This window comes from Mesorhizobium sp. M5C.F.Ca.ET.164.01.1.1 (genome assembly GCF_004792125.1).
GTDB lineage: Bacteria > Pseudomonadota > Alphaproteobacteria > Rhizobiales > Rhizobiaceae > Mesorhizobium > Mesorhizobium wenxiniae.
Genome location: NZ_SRTG01000001.1, coordinates 1,053,690 through 1,073,190, shown reverse-complemented (window position 1 = coordinate 1,073,190; position 19,501 = coordinate 1,053,690). Strand labels below are relative to the sequence as shown.

The 19,501-nt window shown below is 63.3% G+C and carries 21 protein-coding genes; 9 read left to right on the top strand and 12 right to left on the bottom strand.

All coding sequences use genetic code 11. The annotated features are described in order from the left end of the window. Positions 1 to 2: 2 nt before the first annotated feature. From EN807_RS05100 to EN807_RS05085, 4 genes are all read left to right on the top strand, one after another. Positions 3 to 290, top strand: a complete 288-nt coding sequence (locus tag EN807_RS05100; protein ID WP_135934117.1) for a GIY-YIG nuclease family protein — start codon at positions 3 to 5, stop codon at positions 288 to 290. Positions 291 to 605: 315 nt separating this feature from the next. After that, a complete protein-coding gene (locus tag EN807_RS05095; protein ID WP_135934116.1) occupies positions 606 to 989 on the top strand; it encodes a RidA family protein in 384 nt (127 codons plus the stop codon). Positions 990 to 1,259: 270 nt separating this feature from the next. Then, on the top strand, positions 1,260 to 2,363 hold the full coding sequence (gene leuB / locus EN807_RS05090; RefSeq protein ID WP_135934115.1) for a 3-isopropylmalate dehydrogenase: 1,104 nt from the start codon (positions 1,260 to 1,262) through the stop codon (positions 2,361 to 2,363). Positions 2,364 to 2,540: 177 nt separating this feature from the next. Then, complete coding sequence (locus EN807_RS05085; protein ID WP_135934114.1) at positions 2,541 to 2,744, top strand: hypothetical protein; 204 nt, start codon at positions 2,541 to 2,543, stop codon at positions 2,742 to 2,744. On the opposite strand, the gene EN807_RS05080 is transcribed toward EN807_RS05085, so the two are convergent. Beyond that, positions 2,741 to 3,433 (bottom strand): DUF805 domain-containing protein, encoded by a 693-nt coding sequence (locus tag EN807_RS05080; RefSeq protein ID WP_135934113.1) that lies wholly within the window; start codon positions 3,431 to 3,433, stop codon positions 2,741 to 2,743. The genes EN807_RS05085 and EN807_RS05080 overlap by 4 nt on opposite strands. Before the next feature lie 270 nt (positions 3,434 to 3,703). Next, positions 3,704 to 5,545: a DEAD/DEAH box helicase gene (locus tag EN807_RS05075; protein ID WP_135934112.1), complete on the bottom strand. Its 1,842-nt coding sequence runs from the start codon at positions 5,543 to 5,545 to the stop codon at positions 3,704 to 3,706. A gap of 434 nt (positions 5,546 to 5,979) precedes the next feature. Between EN807_RS05075 and EN807_RS05070 the strand changes: the two genes are divergently transcribed. Further along, the gene (locus EN807_RS05070) at positions 5,980 to 7,014 is read left to right on the top strand and encodes an aspartate-semialdehyde dehydrogenase (protein ID WP_127314815.1); all 1,035 of its coding nucleotides are present in this window, start codon (positions 5,980 to 5,982) and stop codon (positions 7,012 to 7,014) included. A 138-nt stretch (positions 7,015 to 7,152) separates the two neighbouring features. Here the strand turns inward: EN807_RS05070 and EN807_RS05065 are convergent, their stop codons facing one another. Further along, positions 7,153 to 7,560: an ACT domain-containing protein gene (locus EN807_RS05065; protein ID WP_135934111.1), complete on the bottom strand. Its 408-nt coding sequence runs from the start codon at positions 7,558 to 7,560 to the stop codon at positions 7,153 to 7,155. Between the two features lie 156 nt (positions 7,561 to 7,716). On the opposite strand from EN807_RS05065, the gene EN807_RS05060 reads away from it, so the two are divergent. From EN807_RS05060 to EN807_RS05050, 3 genes are all read left to right on the top strand, one after another. Next, positions 7,717 to 8,622 (top strand): bestrophin family ion channel, encoded by a 906-nt coding sequence (locus tag EN807_RS05060; protein ID WP_135934110.1) that lies wholly within the window; start codon positions 7,717 to 7,719, stop codon positions 8,620 to 8,622. A 132-nt stretch (positions 8,623 to 8,754) separates the two neighbouring features. Next, a complete protein-coding gene (locus EN807_RS05055; protein WP_135934109.1) occupies positions 8,755 to 9,165 on the top strand; it encodes a DoxX family protein in 411 nt (136 codons plus the stop codon). Between the two features lie 153 nt (positions 9,166 to 9,318). Further along, positions 9,319 to 9,582: a YMGG-like glycine zipper-containing protein gene (locus EN807_RS05050; protein WP_065007301.1), complete on the top strand. Its 264-nt coding sequence runs from the start codon at positions 9,319 to 9,321 to the stop codon at positions 9,580 to 9,582. A 68-nt stretch (positions 9,583 to 9,650) separates the two neighbouring features. On the opposite strand, the gene rpsP is transcribed toward EN807_RS05050, so the two are convergent. The 7 genes from rpsP to EN807_RS05015 form a co-directional block, all read right to left on the bottom strand. Further along, the gene (rpsP, locus tag EN807_RS05045) at positions 9,651 to 10,052 is read right to left on the bottom strand and encodes a 30S ribosomal protein S16 (protein ID WP_027153676.1); all 402 of its coding nucleotides are present in this window, start codon (positions 10,050 to 10,052) and stop codon (positions 9,651 to 9,653) included. 44 nt (positions 10,053 to 10,096) lie between these two features. After that, positions 10,097 to 10,423, bottom strand: a complete 327-nt coding sequence (locus EN807_RS05040) for a chorismate mutase (RefSeq protein WP_065007303.1) — start codon at positions 10,421 to 10,423, stop codon at positions 10,097 to 10,099. Positions 10,424 to 10,430: 7 nt separating this feature from the next. After that, positions 10,431 to 12,050 carry a signal recognition particle protein gene (gene ffh, locus EN807_RS05035; RefSeq protein WP_135934108.1) on the bottom strand — a complete coding sequence of 540 codons (1,620 nt, stop codon included), beginning with the start codon at positions 12,048 to 12,050 and terminating at the stop codon, positions 10,431 to 10,433. A gap of 306 nt (positions 12,051 to 12,356) precedes the next feature. Next, positions 12,357 to 13,322 carry a type II CAAX endopeptidase family protein gene (locus tag EN807_RS05030; RefSeq protein ID WP_135934107.1) on the bottom strand — a complete coding sequence of 322 codons (966 nt, stop codon included), beginning with the start codon at positions 13,320 to 13,322 and terminating at the stop codon, positions 12,357 to 12,359. A gap of 202 nt (positions 13,323 to 13,524) precedes the next feature. Continuing rightward, the gene (locus EN807_RS05025; RefSeq protein ID WP_127314821.1) at positions 13,525 to 14,124 is read right to left on the bottom strand and encodes a DUF1236 domain-containing protein; all 600 of its coding nucleotides are present in this window, start codon (positions 14,122 to 14,124) and stop codon (positions 13,525 to 13,527) included. A gap of 63 nt (positions 14,125 to 14,187) precedes the next feature. Beyond that, positions 14,188 to 15,279 carry a putative zinc-binding metallopeptidase gene (locus tag EN807_RS05020; protein WP_135934106.1) on the bottom strand — a complete coding sequence of 364 codons (1,092 nt, stop codon included), beginning with the start codon at positions 15,277 to 15,279 and terminating at the stop codon, positions 14,188 to 14,190. A 100-nt stretch (positions 15,280 to 15,379) separates the two neighbouring features. Next, the gene (locus tag EN807_RS05015) at positions 15,380 to 16,627 is read right to left on the bottom strand and encodes an NAD(P)/FAD-dependent oxidoreductase (protein ID WP_135934105.1); all 1,248 of its coding nucleotides are present in this window, start codon (positions 16,625 to 16,627) and stop codon (positions 15,380 to 15,382) included. Between the two features lie 266 nt (positions 16,628 to 16,893). Between EN807_RS05015 and EN807_RS05010 the strand changes: the two genes are divergently transcribed. Next, positions 16,894 to 17,688 carry a lytic transglycosylase domain-containing protein gene (locus EN807_RS05010; RefSeq protein ID WP_135934104.1) on the top strand — a complete coding sequence of 265 codons (795 nt, stop codon included), beginning with the start codon at positions 16,894 to 16,896 and terminating at the stop codon, positions 17,686 to 17,688. Positions 17,689 to 17,801: 113 nt separating this feature from the next. Here EN807_RS05010 and EN807_RS05005 read toward each other — a convergent pair whose 3' ends face one another. Further along, complete coding sequence (locus EN807_RS05005) at positions 17,802 to 18,731, bottom strand: hypothetical protein (RefSeq protein WP_135934103.1); 930 nt, start codon at positions 18,729 to 18,731, stop codon at positions 17,802 to 17,804. A gap of 58 nt (positions 18,732 to 18,789) precedes the next feature. Further along, entirely contained in the window at positions 18,790 to 19,395 is a 606-nt protein-coding gene (gene leuD / locus EN807_RS05000; RefSeq protein WP_065007311.1) for a 3-isopropylmalate dehydratase small subunit, read from the bottom strand. Between the last annotated feature and the right edge of the window lie 106 nt (positions 19,396 to 19,501).

Here is a 19,501-nt window from a genome sequence, read left to right as displayed (position 1 = left end):
TGATGACCGGCTATGCCTACATGACCGCGAGCCAGAAGCGTGGCACGATCTACATCGGTGTCACCAACGATCTCGGCCGTCGCATGCCGGAGCACAAATCCGGCCAAGGCTCGCGCTTCACCAGCCGCTACGGCGTGCAGCGTCTGGTCTGGTACGAAGAACGTTTCGACATTCGTGACGCCATCCAGCGCGAGAAGTCGCTGAAGCGCTGGCCGCGCCAGTGGAAGATCGACCTAATCGAGAAGACCAATCCGGAGTGGTTCGAGCTTTTTCGCGGAACGGGGTGGTAGCTTCGGTTCTGGTCCGCAGGAGCACTGCCGCGAGGTAACGGCATGGATCCCAGGGTCTGCGCCGCGTCGCTTCGCTCCTTGCTCCGCCCTGGGATGACGAACGGAGGGGTGTTTCGGCTAATCTCGAAAGTTTGCGATTTGCCACTGAAATTGGCCGCCGAAAAACTATCGACGTTCGCTGCCGGTCGGCTTCCAACTGCGTCGGCCCGATGCCTATCAGGGTTTTTGCACTGTCGATCCGCACCGTCTGGCCCATGGCAGGACGACACTTCTTCAGCTCAACTCAACATTGTCTAAGGAATATGCGAGGGAATCATGCGAAAACTGATCTCGACCGGCTCGCCCTTCGAAAAGACCGCCGGTTATTCGCGTGCCGTGGTACAGGGCGACTGGTGTTTCGTTTCCGGAACGACCGGCTACGACTATGCGACCATGTCGATGCCGGAGACGGTCGAGGCGCAGACGCGCAATTGCCTGGCGACGATCGCCAAAGCGCTGCAGGACGGCGGCTTCGAGATGGCCGATGTGGTGCGGGCGCATTACTACGTCACCGACGCAGCTTTCGTCGACATCGTCTTTCCGATCCTCGGCGAAGCCTTTGGCGACATCAGGCCGGCGGCGACGATGATCGTCTGCCAGCTCAACAAGCCGGAAATGAAGATCGAGATCGAAGTGACGGCACTCAAGCGCACGGCCTGACCGAGCGGCGGTGCAGAAGCTTGCGCGACGTCGGCGGGACAGCGTCCCCTCTGTCCGGCAGGACTGATGGGAGCGCGAGGATCGCTAAAGATGCTCTGAACCAAAGCTTGCGCATAGCCCGCTTGGCGTTTAGCAAGACCGCGGCTCACGACAGCGCCGCGCGTCCTTTTGGACGCGCAAAGGACGCTGTAGAATTTTGGTTCTGCGCATGATCCTTCCCGAAATCGATTCCGATTTCGGCGTCATGCGCCACAGTTTAGGACGGTTCTGATGGCTTCGAAAAATCTTCTCCTGCTCGCCGGCGACGGCATCGGCCCCGAGGCGATGGCCGAGGTGAAGAAGCTGATCGCCGCCATGAACGTCAAGCTCGGCAGCGGTTTCGTCACCGATGAGGGGCTGGTCGGCGGCTGCGCCTATGACGCGCATGGCGCAGCGATTTCCGATGCCGACATGGCCAAGGCGATGGCCGCCGACGCGGTGCTGTTCGGCGCCGTCGGCGGGCCGAAATGGGATGCGGTGCCGTATGAAGTGCGCCCGGAAGCCGGGTTGCTGCGGCTGCGCAAGGACATGGAGCTGTTCGCCAATCTCAGGCCGGCCATCTGCTATCCGGCGCTGGCGGCGTCCTCCTCGCTCAAGCAGGAAGTGGTCGAAGGGCTCGACATTCTGATCGTGCGCGAGCTCACCGGCGGCGTCTATTTCGGCGAGCCCAAGCAGATCATCGATCTCGGCAACGGCCAGAAGCGCGGCATCGACACGCAGGTCTACGACACGTTCGAGATCGAGCGCATTTCGGGCGTCGCCTTCGAGCTGGCGCGGACACGCAAGAACCACGTTACTTCGATGGAAAAGCGCAATGTGATGAAATCAGGCGTTCTGTGGAACGAGGTCGTCACCCAGACCCACAAGGCTAGATATGCCGACGTCAAGCTCGACCACATGCTGGCCGATGCCGGCGGCATGCAGCTGGTGCGCTGGCCCAAGCAGTTCGACGTCATCGTCACCGACAATCTGTTCGGCGACATGCTGTCCGACATCGCCGCCATGCTGACCGGCTCGATCGGCATGCTGCCTTCGGCGTCGCTCGGCGCGCCGGATGCCAAGACGAAAAAGCGCAAGGCGCTGTACGAACCGGTACACGGTTCGGCGCCCGACATCGCGGGCAAGGGCATCGCCAACCCGATCGCCATGATCGCCTCCTTCGCCATGTGCATGCGCTATTCCTTCGGCATGGTGGCTGAAGCCGATCGCCTGGAAAGCGCCATCGCCGCCGTGCTCGACGACGGCCTGCGCACCAGGGATATTCATTCGCCAGGCATGACCGAGGTCGGCACCACTGAGATGGGCGATGCGATCATCGCCAAGTTCCTGGGCTGACAGACATATGGGCGAGGTACGACGCGCCATCGAAAGGGATGTTCTTGGCGAGCACAAACGCCAAGCGGACTTTCGCGGCGCCCAGCACCTCGCATCGTTGCTGCAGCTAGTTGCGAACGACATTCAGCCGAGAGAGGCAAACTCTATCTGATCGGCAGCATTTCTGAGCAGAGCGAGATGCTTCTCTCGATCTGGCTTTGGCCGGATGAGGTGGTTGACTGCGAAACTGCCTATGACGGATCGAAGTTTGAAATTGTTGCAACACGCGCAATCGCGGCCCACAAGAAAGCGCTTCGTGGTCGTGCTCTGAAAGACTTCCAGCTCGTCGAGCGAGTCGCCTTGAGCGAGCAGCCTTGGCAGACTAACTCAGGTCAGGACTAACTGGTCTTCACCCCCGCCGGCACCGGGCCCCACTGGTTTTCACGAGCCTGCGTCGGGATCAGCGCGAAGACCAGGATGATCAGCCAGCCGATAGTCGGGATGAACACCACCAGAAAAAGCCAGCCGGTCAAGCCGATATCGTGCAGGCGACGCACGTTCAGTCCGATCCATGGCGGGATTGTCGCCAGCACAAACACGCCGCAAAGACCGACCGCCACTGCCGGCAATTCGTCAAGATGACCCATGGCATCGTCGAGGAAGAGGCCGATGCCGACGACCACAATCAGCGCGATCGTCCAGAACAGGCAAAAGCCCCAATATTCCTTGCGGCGGGCACGGCCGGCGAAGTTGAAGTAATTTTCAGTCAGGCCCCGCCAGAAATAATCCCACAATCCGGTAGCCGAGGCGGGACGCCTTTCAGCGGACCGGCCGAAATGTTGCGGCGCCCCGGGCGCATTGCCGGTTTGAGTCGGGGCGGCGGTTGCGGCAGGCGGACTGGCAGCCTGGGCACGGATCGAAAAAACGTCGCGTGCCCGTCCGCCAGCCGGCTGGAACTCGATGGCCGTGCCCCTGCCTATCGTCGCCTCTCGGCGCAGATCCTCGCGCGCGAATGTGTAGCGGTTGCCGTCGGCTCCGGCGATGAAACCAAAACCCTGGTCCTCGTCATAATGAAGCACTTCGCCGCGCATGTCCTGCCCCTCGTCCCGCTGGCCAGACTGTTCAAAGTTGCGGCAGACCGCAAGGGGTGCGTGCGAAGACGCCGTGCATCGGCTATGAGCAGGTCGCCCATGCTTTCATCATCCCCGGGCGGAGCGAACGCGAAGCGGAGCGCAGACCCTGGGAATGACGAAGCGAGGGACGTTCCGGTCAATCCTAGAGGTTTGCGATTTGACACGGAACGCAGCAATCGACGTTCACTCGGCCGGCCTCCGACCTGTTAAGATTACCGTGTCGAGGAACTAAGCCGGCCGCTTCTTCGATTTCTTGTTCTTGGCGGGTCCGGCCTTGTCGAATTTCGGCTTGCCTACCTTACCGGCCCAAGGCTTTGCCTCGAACGCGGCAGGGCGCTGATCGGCTGATGGTGCGCGCTTCTCGAATTTGGGCGCATTCTGGTCGAACGTCCGCTTGCCGCGGTGCGGCTTCTTGTCGGGTCGCGGTTCCTGATAGCCGGCCCGCGACAGGTCGGGCGTGCCGCCCAGCCGCTTTACCGCGATGTTGTTCTGCAGCTTGCGGTCGGGGCCGATCGCCTGGAGAAACCGGTCAGCCCAATCCGCCGCGATCTGCACGAAGGTTTCCTCAGGCTGCATCTTGATGGCACCGATCTCGCGCTTGCTGATACCGCCGGTCCGGCACAGCATCGGGATCAGCCAGCGCGGCTCGGCATTCTGCCGGCGTCCCACCGACAGCGAGAACCAGACGCTGTCGCCGAAATCGTCGCGGCGGCTGGGCGCCTCGTCCCTGCGCGCAAACTTGTCGCCCGACGGCGTGAACGGCACGACGTCAAGAAGATCCTCGGGCGCCGAGCGGCTGGAGCGGCACAAGCGCACGAACGCGGCGGCCACCTGTTCGGGGCCGTGCTGCTCGAGAAGCGCATTGATGAAGCCGCGCTCCTCTTCCTTCACCGGTTCGCTGAAGACCGGGTCGGCGAGGATGCGCTCGTCGTCGCGACGCCGCACGTCGTCGGCCGAAGGCGGGCTTGCCCATGTCGCCGCAAGGCCGGCACTTCGCAGCAGCCGTTCGGTGCGCCTGCGGGCACTGTTGGGCACGATCAGCGCGCTGACACCTTTGCGTCCCGCCCGTCCCGTCCGCCCGCTTCGGTGCAGCAGCGTCTCCGGATTGGTCGGCAGGTCGGCATGGATCACCAGTTCAAGGTTGGGCAGGTCGATGCCGCGTGCCGCCACGTCGGTGGCGATGCAGACCTTGGCGCGGCCGTCGCGCATCGACTGCAGCGCGTGGCTGCGCTCGTTCTGACTCAGCTCGCCCGAAAGCGCCACGACGGAAAAGTTGCGGTTGTTGAAGCGCGCGGTCAGGTGATTGACGGCGGCGCGCGTGTTGCAGAACACCAGTGCGTTCTTCGCCTCGTAATAGCGCAGCACGTTGATGATGGCGTTTTCCCGATCGGGCTGAGCTACGCTCAGCGCCCGGTATTCGATGTCGAGATGCTGCTTCTCCTCGCCGGAGGCCGAGATGCGCACCGCATCGCGCTGGTAGCCTTTGGCCAGTGTGGCAATGGCGCGCGGGACGGTAGCCGAAAACATCAGCGTGCGGCGCTCGGCAGGGGCGGCATCCAGGATGAATTCGAGATCCTCACGAAAGCCGAGATCGAGCATCTCGTCGGCCTCGTCGAGCACCACTACCTTCAGTTCAGACATGTCGAGCGAGTTGCGGGTGATGTGGTCGCGCAGCCGGCCGGGCGTGCCGACAACGATATGGGCGCCGCGCTCCAGCACGCGCCGCTCGGTTCGCATGTCCATGCCGCCAACGCAGGACGCTATCGCTGCGCCGGTCAGTTCGTAGAGCCATTCGAGCTCGCGCGTCACCTGCAAAGCGAGCTCCCGCGTCGGCGCGATGGCCAGCGCCAGCGGTGCTGCGGCATGGGAAAAGCGCTCCGCGCCGTCGAGAAGAGTCGGCGCCAGAGCCAGCCCGAAGGCAACGGTCTTGCCAGAGCCGGTCTGCGCCGAAACCAGCGCATCGGCCTGCCCGAGATCGAGAACCGCCTTCTGCACCGGCGTCAGCTCGACATAGCCGCGTTTTTCCAGCGCCTTTGCAAGCGCGGGGACAATAGCTTCGAAATTGGACATATGCTTCTTTCGGAATTCGGATTCTTTTGTGCCCGTAACGGGTCATCCGTCGGCGAGCGCCAGGAGCGCCACGAGCCAAACGATCCAATCGTTCGTACTTCGCGCCGCCGCCATTGTACAGGGCAAGCCGCCTCGCCGGGTCGCGATTGACTCTTTGCGCAAACCGCGTAAAAGCCGGCACCGAACGGGATAGTTTCGATGCGCGGCCTTTTGATGGCGCTTCTTGCATTCGACTTCCCCGGCCGCAATGCGAACCATTGGGCCGGGCGTGTCGGCGCGTTTCCTCGTTCCAGCAAAACTACGGCTAAAACGACCACTAAAACGGTCTGATTCCCTTGGCCTAACCACCCTCTCCCGGGCCGGCCCGGGGGTTGAAACCCGCATCGGTCGGCGGGTTTTCTCCAAAAACCGAGCGGAGAGGACAGGAGATTTCGATGAGTTTCAAGGTTGCAATCGTCGGCGCCACGGGCAATGTGGGCCGGGAAATGCTCAACATACTGGAAGAGCGCGGCTTTCCGGTGAGCGAGGTGGTGGCGCTGGCCTCGCGGCGCAGCCAGGGCACGGAAGTGTCGTTCGGCGACCGCACACTGAAGGTCAGGGCGCTCGACCAATACGATTTTTCCGACACCGACATCTGCATCATGTCGGCCGGCGGCAACGTCTCGAAGGAATGGTCGCCGAAGATCGGCAAGCAGGGCTGCGTCGTCATCGATAATTCGTCGGCCTTCCGCTACGATCAGGACGTGCCGCTGATCGTGCCGGAGGTGAACCCGGACGCGATTTCGCTGTTCACGCGCAAGAACATCATCGCCAATCCGAACTGCTCGACGGCGCAACTGGTCGTGGCGCTAAAGCCGCTGCACGACTTCGCCACCATCAAGCGCATCGTCGTCGCCACCTACCAGTCGGTATCCGGCGCCGGCAAGGAAGGCATGGACGAATTGTTCACGCAGACCCGGGCCGTGTTCGTCGCCGACCAGGTCGACGTCAAGAAATTCACCAAGCGCATTGCCTTCAACGTCATCCCGCATATCGACGTCTTCCTCGACGACGGCTTCACCAAGGAAGAGTGGAAGATGGTCGCCGAGACCAAGAAGATGCTCGACCCCAAGATCAAACTGACGGCGACCTGCGTGCGCGTGCCGGTGTTCATTGGCCATTCGGAAGCGGTCAACATCGAGTTCGAAAAGCCGATCACCGCCGACGACGCGCGGGAAATTCTCCGGGATGCCCCCGGCTGCCAGGTTCTCGACAAGCGCGAGGACGGCGGCTACATCACGCCGCTGGACTCGGCCGGCGAAGATGCCACATTCATTTCGCGCATCCGCGAGGATTCGACCGTCGACAACGGCCTGTCGATGTGGATCGTCTCCGACAATCTGCGCAAGGGCGCGGCACTCAACGCCGTGCAGATCGCGGAGCTGCTGATCGAGCGCGGGCTGATCCAGCCGAAGAAAAAGGCGGCTTGATTCTCGCTCACGGGCTCGGCCTTCGGCCGGTTTAGTTTTCGCTCACGGGCCGTATCGCCGCTGCCGCGGCGGGCCCTCCGCGGGGCGCCGGAAAGCCGGCGGCCCGCAGTCACGGGCTCGGCCCTTGGCCGATACAGCTTACAGCCGATTCTCCTCCGCCAGCCTCCTTAGTATCGCCATCGCGTCTTCCGCCCGGTCGGCGGGCACGAACAAATGGTCGTGGTAGAAGGCCGAGACCGGATTGACGCCGATGCCGGCGGCGGCCAGACGCGTGGTGATGGCGGCGAGGAAGCCGACCGCCTCCAGCGACGAATGGATGTTCAGCGTCACCATCCGGCAGTGGAAGACGGTCGCCAGGCCAGCGGCATTGGCTTTCTCCTCTAGCGCGATCACCGTCGTCCCCTCGCGCTCGCGAAACAGCATCACCGTCTCGAGGCTGTCCGGCACGGGCGCATCGGGCGGCAGTGTGGCGAAGACATGGATGCCGGGACGCAATTCCGGCGTCATCGTTGCCAGCAGTTTCTTCAGATCGGTCTCGCCGGCCATCGATTGCTCCCGAATGTCTTGCGGATTTTCGATAACGTGCTCGGCCCCAGGCCGGCAAGGCGACGCCGCCATGTCGCTGACGGCTGGGCTTATGCGTGTATTGCATCGCACAATGGAACCGATCAGGATCATTGCCGGTCCGTGAAAGGGGTTTCGATGATCGTTCGCCCGCGCCCTGGATTCTTGCATCTGTTCTTCATCATGCGCGGCTCGGTGGTGCCGCGCATCCTGCCGCAGATCTTCGGCTTCGGTGTCTATGGCGCGCTGGTGGTGCTGGCGGTCACGGCGCTGAAGCTCGACTTCGGCGATGCCGGCCCCGCGCCGTTCGCCTTGCTCGGTGTGGCGCTGTCGATCTATCTCGGTTTCCGCAACAATGCCGCCTATGACCGCTGGTGGGAAGCGCGCAAGCTGTGGGGCCAGCTTGTCTTCGACATTCGCAATCTGGCGCGCGCCAGCACCGGGCTGATCGAGGATCGCATCGAACTGCGCGGGCTGTTGATGGAGGCGATCGCCTTCTGCCATTTCCTGCGCGGCCTGCTTCGGCGGGTAGATGCCACGACCGAAGCACGCACGTTCATCGGCGAAGGGGCCGAAAGTGCCGCCAAGCTGGCCAACCCGCCCGACGCCATGGTGCGGCGTATGGGCGAGCGAGCCGCCGCGCTATACAGGGCCGGGGCGATCGATGTCATGGGCTACCGCATCCTCGACGAGCGCCTGTCGGAAATCGCCGCAGCGCAAGCCGGCTGCGAGCGCATTATGGGGACACCGCTTCCGTTTGCCTACACGCTGCTCTTGCAGCGCACCGCCTATATCTTCTGCCTGCTGCTGCCGTTTGGGCTGGCATCGACTGCCGGCTGGGCGACGCCGCTATTCACGGCGCTGATCGCCTACACCTTCTTCGGCCTCGACGCGCTTTCGGAAGAACTCGAGGACCCGTTCGGCACCGAGGCCAACGATCTCGCCCTCGACGGCCTGTGCCGCGTCTGTGAAATCTCGGTGTTCGAATCGCTCGGCGAGCCGCCGCCGAAAATGATCACTGCCGAAAAGTTCTATTTTTCTTAAGGGTTTGTTCCGGCGCTCATCGCAGCACCATGCGCTCAAAAGATCGTAGGCGTGTCGGATCGTCGTCTCACGCCGCGTCCTTGGTTCGACCCTGGCGAAGAGCGGCCAGCGCCTGAAACAACCGGAGGACCAATGACCATGTCTCAAACTGCATCCGTCACGCCGGGCGCGCTGTGGACCGGCCGCGGGCTCAGCGCCCTCATCGTGCTGTTCATGATCTTCGACGGCGTCATCAAGCTGCCGCCGCTCGATATCGTTACCCAGACCATGGTGCAGCTCGGCTGGCCGGCCGATCCCGATGCCTCGCGCATGCTCGGCATCATCGGACTGGTCTCGACCGCGCTCTATGCGGTGCCGCGCACCTCGGTGCTTGGCGCCATCCTGCTCACCGCCTACCTCGGTGGCGCCATCGCGACGCATATACGTATCGGCAGCCCGCTGTTTTCGCACACACTGTTCGGCGTCTATCTCGGTTTCATCTTGTGGGGCGGCCTTTTCCTGCGCAATCCCAGGGTGCGCGCGCTGATCCCGTTCAGCCGATAGTGGCGGCTTCAAAAGCCGTTCGATGGCGGTCGCGTCGCCGGAGAGGGCGCGGTCTGCCGCCGCCCTTCTCCTTTGTCTTCGGATCAAATCGCCTGGTTGCGAGTTAGAAGATGTGGCGGCGAGGACGGAAAAACCCGTTTGAGAGGAACGACAATGAAGAAACTGGTAGTCCTGATGATATTGGCAACCTCGCTCGCAGCCTGTTCCCGGACCGAACAGGGCGCGGCGGTCGGTGGCTTGGGTGGCGCTGCTGTCGGCGCTGCAGTGGCCGATGACGACGTTGAAGGGGCGGTGATCGGTGGTGCTGTCGGCGCCCTCGCCGGCGCACTGATCGGTCGTGCTACCGAACCCGGACGGTGCCGCTATCGCGGTCGCGATGGGCGCGTCTACATCGCCCGCTGCCCTGAAGGCTATTGATCATAAGTCGGACGGAACAGCAAAACGGCGGACAAAGCGCCCGCCGTTCATAGGGGATAGAAAGCGAATTATTCGGCGGTCGCGGCTTCCGCCTCGGCCGGCGCGGCTGCCGCGGCGGCAACAGCGGCGGCTGCATCGTCCTGCGCCTTCTTCAGAAGTGCGGCGCGTTCCTGCGCCTTCTTGCCAGGCTCGGCCTTCTTCGGATTGGAGCGGGCCTCACGCTTGGCAATGCCGGCCTCGTCGAGGAAGCGCAGCACGCGGTCGGTCGGCTGGGCGCCGTGCGAGAGCCAATGCTTGACGCGGTCGGCGTCGACCTTGACGCGCTCGCCGTCCTTGGGCAGCAGCGGGTTCCACGAGCCGAGCGACTCGATGAAACGGCCGTCGCGCGGCGAACGGGCGTCGGCGACGACGACGTGGTAATAGGGGCGCTTCTTCGAGCCCGCACGGGCCAGCCGGATTTTCAATGGCATTTCTTTTCTCCTAAAACTCTGATTTTCGGGTTTACGGCTGGTCCTCAGCCGGTTTTCGTTACGCCGTTGGATGCGGCGATGTGCTCATGATGTCGGATCACTTCGCGGACAACGAAGTTCAGGAATTTCTCCGCGAAATCCGGGTCGAGATGGGCATCCTTCGCCAGTTGGCGAAGGCGGGCGATCTGCTGCTGCTCGCGTGCCGGATCGGCCGGCGGCAGGCCATGCGACGCCTTCAGCTCGCCGACCGCCTTGGTGCAGCGGAAACGCTCGGCCAGCATGTAGATGAGCGCTGCGTCGATGTTGTCGATCGAGGCGCGGTAGTCGACCAGCGCCGCACGTGCGTCGGCCATGTCCTTTTCTTCGTTCATGGCGCCCTCACTTCTTCTTGCCAAGGCCGGGAAGCCCGCCACCGCCCAAGCCAGGAAGCTTCATGCCGCCGGGCAGCCCAGGCAGGCCGCCACCCCCACTGGGAAGGCCACCGGGCAGGCCCTTCATGCCGCCGAGACCGGCTGCCTGCGCCTGCTTCTGCAAGGCTTCGAGCTGCTTGGGGTCCATCTTGGACAGATCCGGCATGCCGCCGCCCATCATGCCGCCTGGGCCACCCATGCCTCCCATACCCCCTGGCATCATGCCGCCGAGGCCCATCTTCTGCGCCAGACCGCCCATCATGCCGCGCATCAGGCCACCGCCTTTGCCCTTGCCGCCCATCGCCTTCATCATGTCGGCCATGCCGCGGTGCATCTTCAGGAGCTTGTTGATCTCGGCCGCATCGGTGCCGGAGCCGGCGGCGATGCGCTTCTTGCGCGAGTGCTTCAGAATATCGGGGTTGGCGCGCTCGGCCTTGGTCATCGATGATATGATGGCGAGCTGGCGGCCGAACATCTTGTCGTCGAGACCGGCGGCGGCCATCTGGTCCTTCATCTTGCCCATGCCCGGCATCATCCCCATGATGCCGCCCATGCCGCCCATCTTCGACATCTGCTGAAGCTGGCCGGCAAGGTCGTTCAGGTCGAATTTGCCCGACTGCATCTTCTTGGCCATCGCCGCCGCCTGCTCGGCGTCGATGTTTTCGGCAGCCTTTTCGACGAGGCTGATGATGTCGCCCATGCCGAGGATGCGGTCGGCGATGCGCTTGGGATGGAATTCCTCCAGCCCGTCCATTTTCTCGCCGGTGCCGATCAGCTTGATCGGTTTGCCGGTGACGGCGCGCATGGAAAGTGCTGCACCACCACGGCCATCACCGTCCATGCGGGTCAGCACCAGCCCGGTGATGCCGACGCGCTCATCGAAGCTTTTCGCCAGATTGACGGCGTCCTGGCCGGTCAGCGAATCGGCGACCAAAAGGATTTCGTGCGGCGACGACACCTTCTTGATGTCGGCCATCTCGACCATCAACGGCTCGTCGATATGGGTGCGGCCGGCGGTATCGAGGATGACGACGTCATGGCCGCCGAGCTTTGCCGCCTGCACGGCGCGGCGGGCGATGTCGACCGGCGTCTGGCCCTCGACGATCGGCAGCGTGGCGACCTTGACCTGTTCGCCGAGTTGACGAAGCTGCTCCTGCGCGGCGGGACGCCGCGTGTCGAGCGAGGCCATCAGAACCTTCTTGTTCTGGCGCTCGCCGAGGCGCTTGGCGATCTTGGCCGATGTCGTGGTCTTGCCGGAGCCCTGCAGGCCGACCATCATGATGACGACCGGAGCCGGCGCATTGAGGTCGATGGCGACGCCCTCGGCGCCCAGCATCTCGACCAGCTCGTCATGGACGATCTTGACGACCATCTGGCCGGGCTTGATCGACTTCAGCACGGCGGCGCCGACGGCTTTCTCGCGCACCTTGTCGGTGAAGGAACGCACCACTTCCAGCGCCACGTCGGCCTCGAGCAGCGCACGGCGCACCTCGCGCAGCGCCGCCGAGACATCGGCCTCGGACAGGGCACCGCGGCCAGTAAGGCCGTTCAGGATGGAGCCAAGGCGCTCCTGAAGCGATTCAAACATTCTTTGTCCTTTCCCTGGCACCCGGATGATGCCCGAGAGGTAATGCGTTCGCGCCCAGTGTCCAAGTAAAGCCCAAAGCCAAAAAGCACCCGGGGGCGCACAGCGCTGCCGGATGTTGGCCTCCAGGATCGATTTACAGCACGTTACCTCAAAGAGGCTTCGGCGTCCCGGTCGGCTTGCTCGGAGGGATACTCGTCGCGGAATTCGCGGGGTGTAGACAGGAAATCGGCCGCGGAGTCAAGGTGCGGGCCGAATACGCGAACCGGGCCGGTTCGGTTTATCGCAGCACCACCAGCGTGATGCGCATCAGCTTGGGCCGCCCGGGTGCGAAATATCCGGCCCGACCTTGAGCGGCGAGCGCGGATGCAGCAGCAGCAGAACAGTCAACAGGCTGCAGACGATGCCGATCGCCGCGATGAGGACGGCATCAAGCGTCGTCCAGCCGGGCCCTTCGAGCGGCTTGGCGTTGAACAGGGCGAACGAATTGTAGCTTTGCTGATGCGAAATCAGCAGGAAGCCGGTCAGATTGTTGCCGAGGTGGGCGCCGAACGCCGCGCCGAGGTTGCCCGTGGCATAGACCACAAGCGTCAGCAGCAGCGCAAAAGCGGCGATCGAGGCCAGCACGCAGGCGTTGATGGCGGCCGTCGAGCTTGGGCTCCAATGCATCGCAGTGAACAGAAGTCCTGGCAGCAGCGCCCAGATGAAGGGGTTTTGAAACCGGTTGGCCAGGCCCCTGAGAAGATAGCCGCGAAACAGCACCTCCTCGGACGAGGTCTGCAGCAGGGTCAGCGCAGCGATCGGGATCAGGAACAGCAGCCAGGACGACAGGCCGATCGCGCCGCGCGCAATCTCGGGCTGCAGGAGATAGAGCAGTATCTCGGAGAGCAGCGATGTGAGCAACACCGCGGCCAATCCCCTAAGAAATCCCGAGCGCGAAACGCGGCGGCTGGTGCCGATCAGCGCCATCAGCGGCTCGCGATGGACCCAGCGCATGGCAGCCCACAGGCCGAGCCAGATCCCGGCAAAGGAGGCGAGCGCGGCGAGGATCCCGGCGGGCGAAGCCATGAAATTCTGCACCGCCCCTCCTTCCATCGGGGCGCCAGACGATGCCTGCCAGATAACGAAAACATAGGCGCCGCCGAACAGCACGGCGATGGTTGTCGCGACCCAGAACAGGACGACAATTGCCGTTCCGAGCAAGAGCCGCGGCAGGGTCGTCTTGGCGTTGGGAGTATGCCGGTAGCGCTCGAAGGCGGCAGGGTCTGATATCACGCGGGTTCCTTGCCTGATGCATGGGGTCGCATGGTCTAGAGCATCGGACCTAAAAGTGGAACCGGTTTTGGGAAATCCGATGTTCGAACAGAAGGCTGGAACGGCGGGCACGCCGCTCCGGCACGAAGCTCAGGTTAACGATATCGGACAGAGGCGGCCGCCGTCGGCTCGTGCCGGGCGGCCGCCTGATTGCTCGCTGATGTCAGCGCTCGACGTACATGATGCGTCGGGTGCCGGGATCGACCAGTGCCGGCTGACCATTCACATAGACATAGCGGTAGTCGTAGTCCGGAATCTCGCGCAACTCGACGGTATCGGGCAAGGTCGCGCCGGTAACCACCTCGCCCTCGAGATAGACCGGGTCGACCCGGTTGGTCTCGATGTAGGTGCGGACCTCGGCCGGAGGCCGCCTGATCGGCTCGATCGGCTCGCCAGCGACGATCGCTCCGGTATAGATGTCGGGATCGTCGACGTCGGCGGGCGCTTCGACGATGGTAATGTCTGCGTCGGCCGGGCGCCGGGTCAGGACGACCTCGTTGCCGCCGAAATCGGCCGTCACATAGTCGGAATAAATCCAGCCCTGGCCATTGGCCTCGGCTATGGTGCACCATTTGCTGTTTTGGATGCAGCCATCAAGCGTTGCCGACTGGCCGGCGGCGAGCACGCCGATGACCGGGTATTGCGGGCCGGGGCCGGCTCGAATGTTGAGATCGGCGACAGCCGAGACAGCGGTATCGGCCAAGGCTGTACCCGACATGGCGACAAGCGCTCCGGCGACAGCAGGAAACAGTATGCGGTTCATGGTTTCGCTCCGTTTTGATGGTCCCTCACGAACGAAAACGAAACAGGGCTTCATGCGTTCCGGCTAAAACGCCTCGGCCGGCTCACGTTTTGTTCCGGTTTCTTTCACGTCAGCCAGCAGTTCATGGACGAAGGCCAGCTTCCGTGCGGTCACCTCCGAGATGACAAAGGGATAAAGGTCCGGCAGGCCCATGCAGCGGTTGATCGAGTTGGACGCTTCCGACAGCACCAGCCAGCGGGCCAGGATCTTTTCGAACGGTTCGGGAACGGCGGCAGGTTCCGACGGCGCCGGTTGCAGCTCGCCGCCGGTGTCGCTGCGCGACAGCTCGTTGGCCTCTACCGTTTCCAGTCGGCCGAGCGGGAAATTCAGCGCATGCACCATCTCCAGCGTATCGGTGATGTGCAGGTGGTGTGCCCATGTCTCGGCCCAGTCCTCCCAGGGATGAGACGTGGCATAGGCGGAAATGTGGTCCTGCTGCCAGTCGGGCGCAGCACCTTCGGCATGGTAGGTCTTCAGCGCCTGCTCGTAATCGATGCGCTCGTCGCCGAACAATGCGCGGAAGGCGGCAAGCCGTTGCGGGTCGTCGCGGATCAGGCGGTCCCAGTAATAGTGGCCGAGCTCGTGGCGGAAATGGCCGAGCAACGTACGGTAGTTCTCGCCCATCTCGACGCGCCGTCTTTCGCGCTCGGCCGAGTCCGCCTCGGCGACATTCAGTGTGATCAGGCCGTTGTCATGGCCGGTCAGGATGCGCGCGCCTCCTGGGCCGCCGATCGGATCGGCGAGGAAGTCGAAGGCGAGGCCGGCCTCGTCGCCGGCGTTCCGCTTGGGCACGACCGGCAGTCCGGCGGCGAGCAGCGAATAGATTGCCCGCTTCTTAGCCGCTTCGACGCGGATCCAGCGACGGCGGTTGCCGTCGACCGAAAGGTCCGGGATCAATTGGTTCAGCTCGCAGGCGCGGCAGAAGGCATGGCCAGGTTCCGCCATCCAGTTGCAGGCGCACTCGTCGGCATTGGTGCACTGGAAAACGCCGCCGGCGCCGGACAACACGAAGCGCGCATGCTCGGGATCGTACAGCACGGGGCTGGCGCAGTTCAGGCACTGGGCGTTCTCGAAATAGAGGCGGTGGCCGCAATGCGGGCAAGCGAAGAGCTTCATCCCAATCTCAAATCATCAGGTCTCAAATCATCAGGTCCGGATGTAGTGCGGACCGGCATATCGCCCAAACGCCTGTCGGCGGCCGGCGTTCCTGCCAATGCTATTTTGCCGCAAGCTGGGCGGCGACCGTTCTCGCCACCGCCTCGCCCGACAGCCTGGCGCCGCCGCAGGTCTGCATCAGCGGACCGGCCAGATGCTCGCCGGCGAAGAAGATTTTTTCCGCCACCGGCTGCATCAGCGTGGCGCGCGCCCGCGAACGGCCGGGGCGGGCCGCCGCATAGGCGCCGCGCACGAACCGCTCGCCGCCCCAATTGGTCATCATGGCGCGCCCGACATGTTTTCGCACGTCCCCGCCGAATATGGCGCACAGCCGGTCGACGACGAAGTCGACGCCCGCCGCCTCGCCCGCCGCCGACATCTCCCAGGCGAAATCGCCGCCGACGAAGCCGACCATCAGGTCGAGGTCGAAGGGAAAGCAAAGGAAGTAGATGTCGTGCCTGGCCAGCCGCTCGATCAGCAGGTCGTCGAAGGGCGCCAGCCCGAGCCTTGTGCCCCTGATTTCGACCGGCAGCTTGGTCAGCATGCCCATCGGCAGGTCGAAGAAGGCATCGAAATGTGTCTCGGGCAGCGCCGGCGAGAATTCGATCTCCTCGAAGGCGAGCACCGCCGGCGAGGCAGTGACGATGGCCGCCTTGGCGCGGATGGTGCCGCGATCGGTGACGCAGGCGACGCCAGGCACGTCCCAGAGGATTTTCCGCACCGGCGTCGATAGTTCGACGGGCACGTCGGCGCCGAAACGGGCGACCAGTGCGCCGAACCCCTCCTTGGTGAAATAGTTCGGATCAAGATCGGCGGCGCCCTGAAAGTCGCGAATCGATATCTCGTCCTCGTCGGCGCCGAAGTCCATCGGCCCGGCAAAGGTGGCCGCGGCGCGCGGCGCATGGCCTTTGGCGAGCAACGCCGAAAGACGGTCGTCGTCGCCAACCTTGACCTCATGCGCCGCCAGCAGCTCGAAAAGCCTGATATCGGCCGCCTTCATCGCGGCCTCTTCGTCCTCGCTCGCCTTTCGGTTGCGATAATAGAGATGATCGATATTCATGTCGTGATGGTGAAGCGTCCAGCGGGCGGCTTGCGCCTCAGGAAAATAGGGATTGCGATCAGCCGCGTGCAGCCAGGCGCAGCCGATGTCGAAAGGGACGCCGAAGTGCTGGTCGCTGGTCCAGGCGCGGCCGCCGATACGGTTCATCGCTTCGAACAGCTTGAAGGAAAGGCCGGCCCCACGCAGGGTCTTGGCAGCGGAAAGTCCCGCCGAACCGGCGCCGATGACCACGACGTCAACGTCTTCCATGAATATTTTAGCCCCCGCCACAATAATTACTTGATCGTAAGCAAGTTCTCCGGCATTCGCCAGCGCTGCGGCGAGGATGCGTAAACGAGTTCTTAGCGCGGCGGCTCGAAAATCGGTTCCGATTCTCGGAAAGCACGATGCGCAGATTGTAAAGTGCTGGAGCGTACTGGCGTCCAAGCGGGCGCACGTCACTCCAACCGTGACAAGCGGGCGTTTCGCTGGCAAATTCGTATTCGGGACAAGATCCAGGCAACCAGGAGAGAAACATGGCATTTTTTGCCAAGGGAAAGATTTTCGCGGCGGCGGCATCGATGATGCTTGCGGTGGCAACAGGCGCACAGGCCGCCCAATGCGGCAATACGGGCGCGGGCTTCGAAGCGTGGAAGGCGGAGTTCGCGCAGGAAGCAAAGGCCAGCGGTGTAGGCTCGAAGGGTCTGGCCGCTCTGGCACGCGCGACCTACGCAACAAAGACGATCGGCGTCGACCGCGCCATCCATAAGGCTTTCAGCGGCTCGGTGGAAAATTTCATGAAGCGCCGTGGCGCGTCCACCATCATTTCCAAGGGCCGTTCACTGAAGAAGTCGAACGCGGCGCTGTTCGGCAAGATCGAACGGACCTATGGCGTGTCGCCGGGTGTGTTGCTCGCCATCTGGGGTATGGAAACCGGCTTCGGTTCCTACTTGGGCAAGCAGAATACGGTCTCCGCCATTTTAACGCTTGCCTATGATTGCCGCCGCCCGGAGTTCTTCTACCCGCATGCTGTTGCAGCCCTGAAGCTGGTTGATAGCGGCGCTTTGAGCGCCTCGTCGGTCGGTGCCGCGCATGGCGAGATCGGCCACACGCAGTTCCTGCCGGGGAATGTTTTGACGTATGGAGTTGGCAACAAAAATCTGCGCGACAAGGCCACTGCGTTGGCTTCCACCGCCAACTTCCTCAGAGGTCATGGTTGGCGGGCCGGCGCGAGCGCGCAGGCGAATATGGGCGCAATTGCTGGCTGGAATTCCGCGAGCGTCTATCAACAGGCCATCGCCCGCATGGCCACGGCGATCGATGGCGATTGATAGAATCTATTCGACGGAAAGCCCGGCCATGCGCCGGGCTTTTTTGTGATGCTCTAAGGTTACGACAGCCGCCGCTCGGCCCCGCCTCGGAAACGAAGGCGCGAAGCAAGAAGCTAATTCGGCGAGCCGAGCGCCTTGTCCATCGCTTCCCTGACCTCGGCGGGCCACGTGTTCACAGCTGGCCACGCGTCCGGCTCGGGCTTGTCGCCCCGGCGGGCGAAATAGAGCTTGTTGTTGGCCGGATCGACCGCCATGAAGCCGTCATTGCCGCCGCAATCGTGCGGCACGCAGCCGCTGGCATAGAAGGCGCCCGAGGCGGTTTTCTCGGTGCCGCCGCCGACCAGCAGGCTGGTCGCCATCTCGGGCATCTCCTTGCCGAGCAGCGTCTCGGCCAGCCTGTAGACGGCCTCGTTGTGGAAAGCGTCGACGACGTTGTCGTATTTCGACGGATCGACGTCTTTCCAGTCAGTGCCGGGCTCCGGCATATAGATGAGATTGCCGGAAGTCGTCAGCCCGTCCGTCGGCGACCATTGCAGCGCCGGCTTGGAAACGCCCGGCAGCAGGTAGGGCACGAAATAGATGGCGCTGTCGGAGATCGCAGCCGGCGGTGCGCCACATTCATCCTGCTCGACCGTGATGCTCTGGATGGTGCCGCCTTCTGGCTTCCAGACGATCACCGTGGCCGGGCCGCACTGGTTGCCGCCATCGCCGACATCGACCAGCGCGACGTTGACCCCGCCGACCTTGACGATCTTGTCGAACGACACCTCGTAATTGCTGGCCAGCTGCTTGCCGTCATAGGCCAGCACCTTCTCGCCATACTCTTCCTGCTGGGTGATGGTCAGCTGCCCACTCTCGAACGGGACCGGTGCTTGGCTGTCATCGTCGGCTAGGGCCGCATTGCTCGACGCGCCCAGGTCGGCGGCCCCGCCGGACGCATCGTCAGCCGGCACAAGCACCATGTCGGTCTGTGCAGGCGCGCCAGTCACCGGCATCAGAATCCACGCCAGCGCGCAGGCGCCGGCAAGAAGCGAACGTGTCATGACTGTCCCTCGTTCAGCCGCCACGAACCCGGCCTGTCGCGGCGGGTCATCGTACCGCTCAGGCCCAGGGGCGCAACTCGGCGTTCTTCTTCTCGAACGAGGCGATGGCGTCGGCCTTCTCCATGGTCAGGCCGATATCGTCGAGCCCGTTGAGCAGGCAGTGCCGCTTGAAGTCGTCGAGGTCGAACTTGACCACGCCGCCGTCCGGTCCGCGGATTTCCTTTGCTTCGAGGTCGACCGACAGCGTTGCGTTGGAACCGCGCGAGGCGTCGTCCATCAGCTTCTCCAGATCCTCGGGGCTGACGGTGATCGGCAGGATGCCGTTTTTGAAGCAGTTGTTGTAGAAAATGTCGGCGAACGAGGTCGAGATGACGCAGCGTATGCCGAAATCGAGCAGCGCCCACGGCGCATGTTCGCGCGACGAGCCGCAGCCGAAATTGTCGCCGGCGACCAGGATCTGCGCCTTGCGATAGGCCGGCTTGTTGAGCACGAAGTCGGGGTTTTCCGAACCGTCGTCCTTGTAGCGCATTTCGGCAAACAGCCCGCTGCCGAGCCCGGTGCGCTTGATCGTCTTGAGATAATCCTTGGGAATGATCATGTCGGTGTCGACATTGACGATCGGCATCGGCGCGGCAACGCCGGTGAGCTTGGTGAATTTTTCCATGGTCTTTGCCCGTCTTCTTTTTCTCTGCGGGGAATGTGTTGGCGCCCGGTTTACACAAAGCTGCGGGCAAATAAAAGGCGGCTGTTTTCGGCTGGCCTTGGTCCTG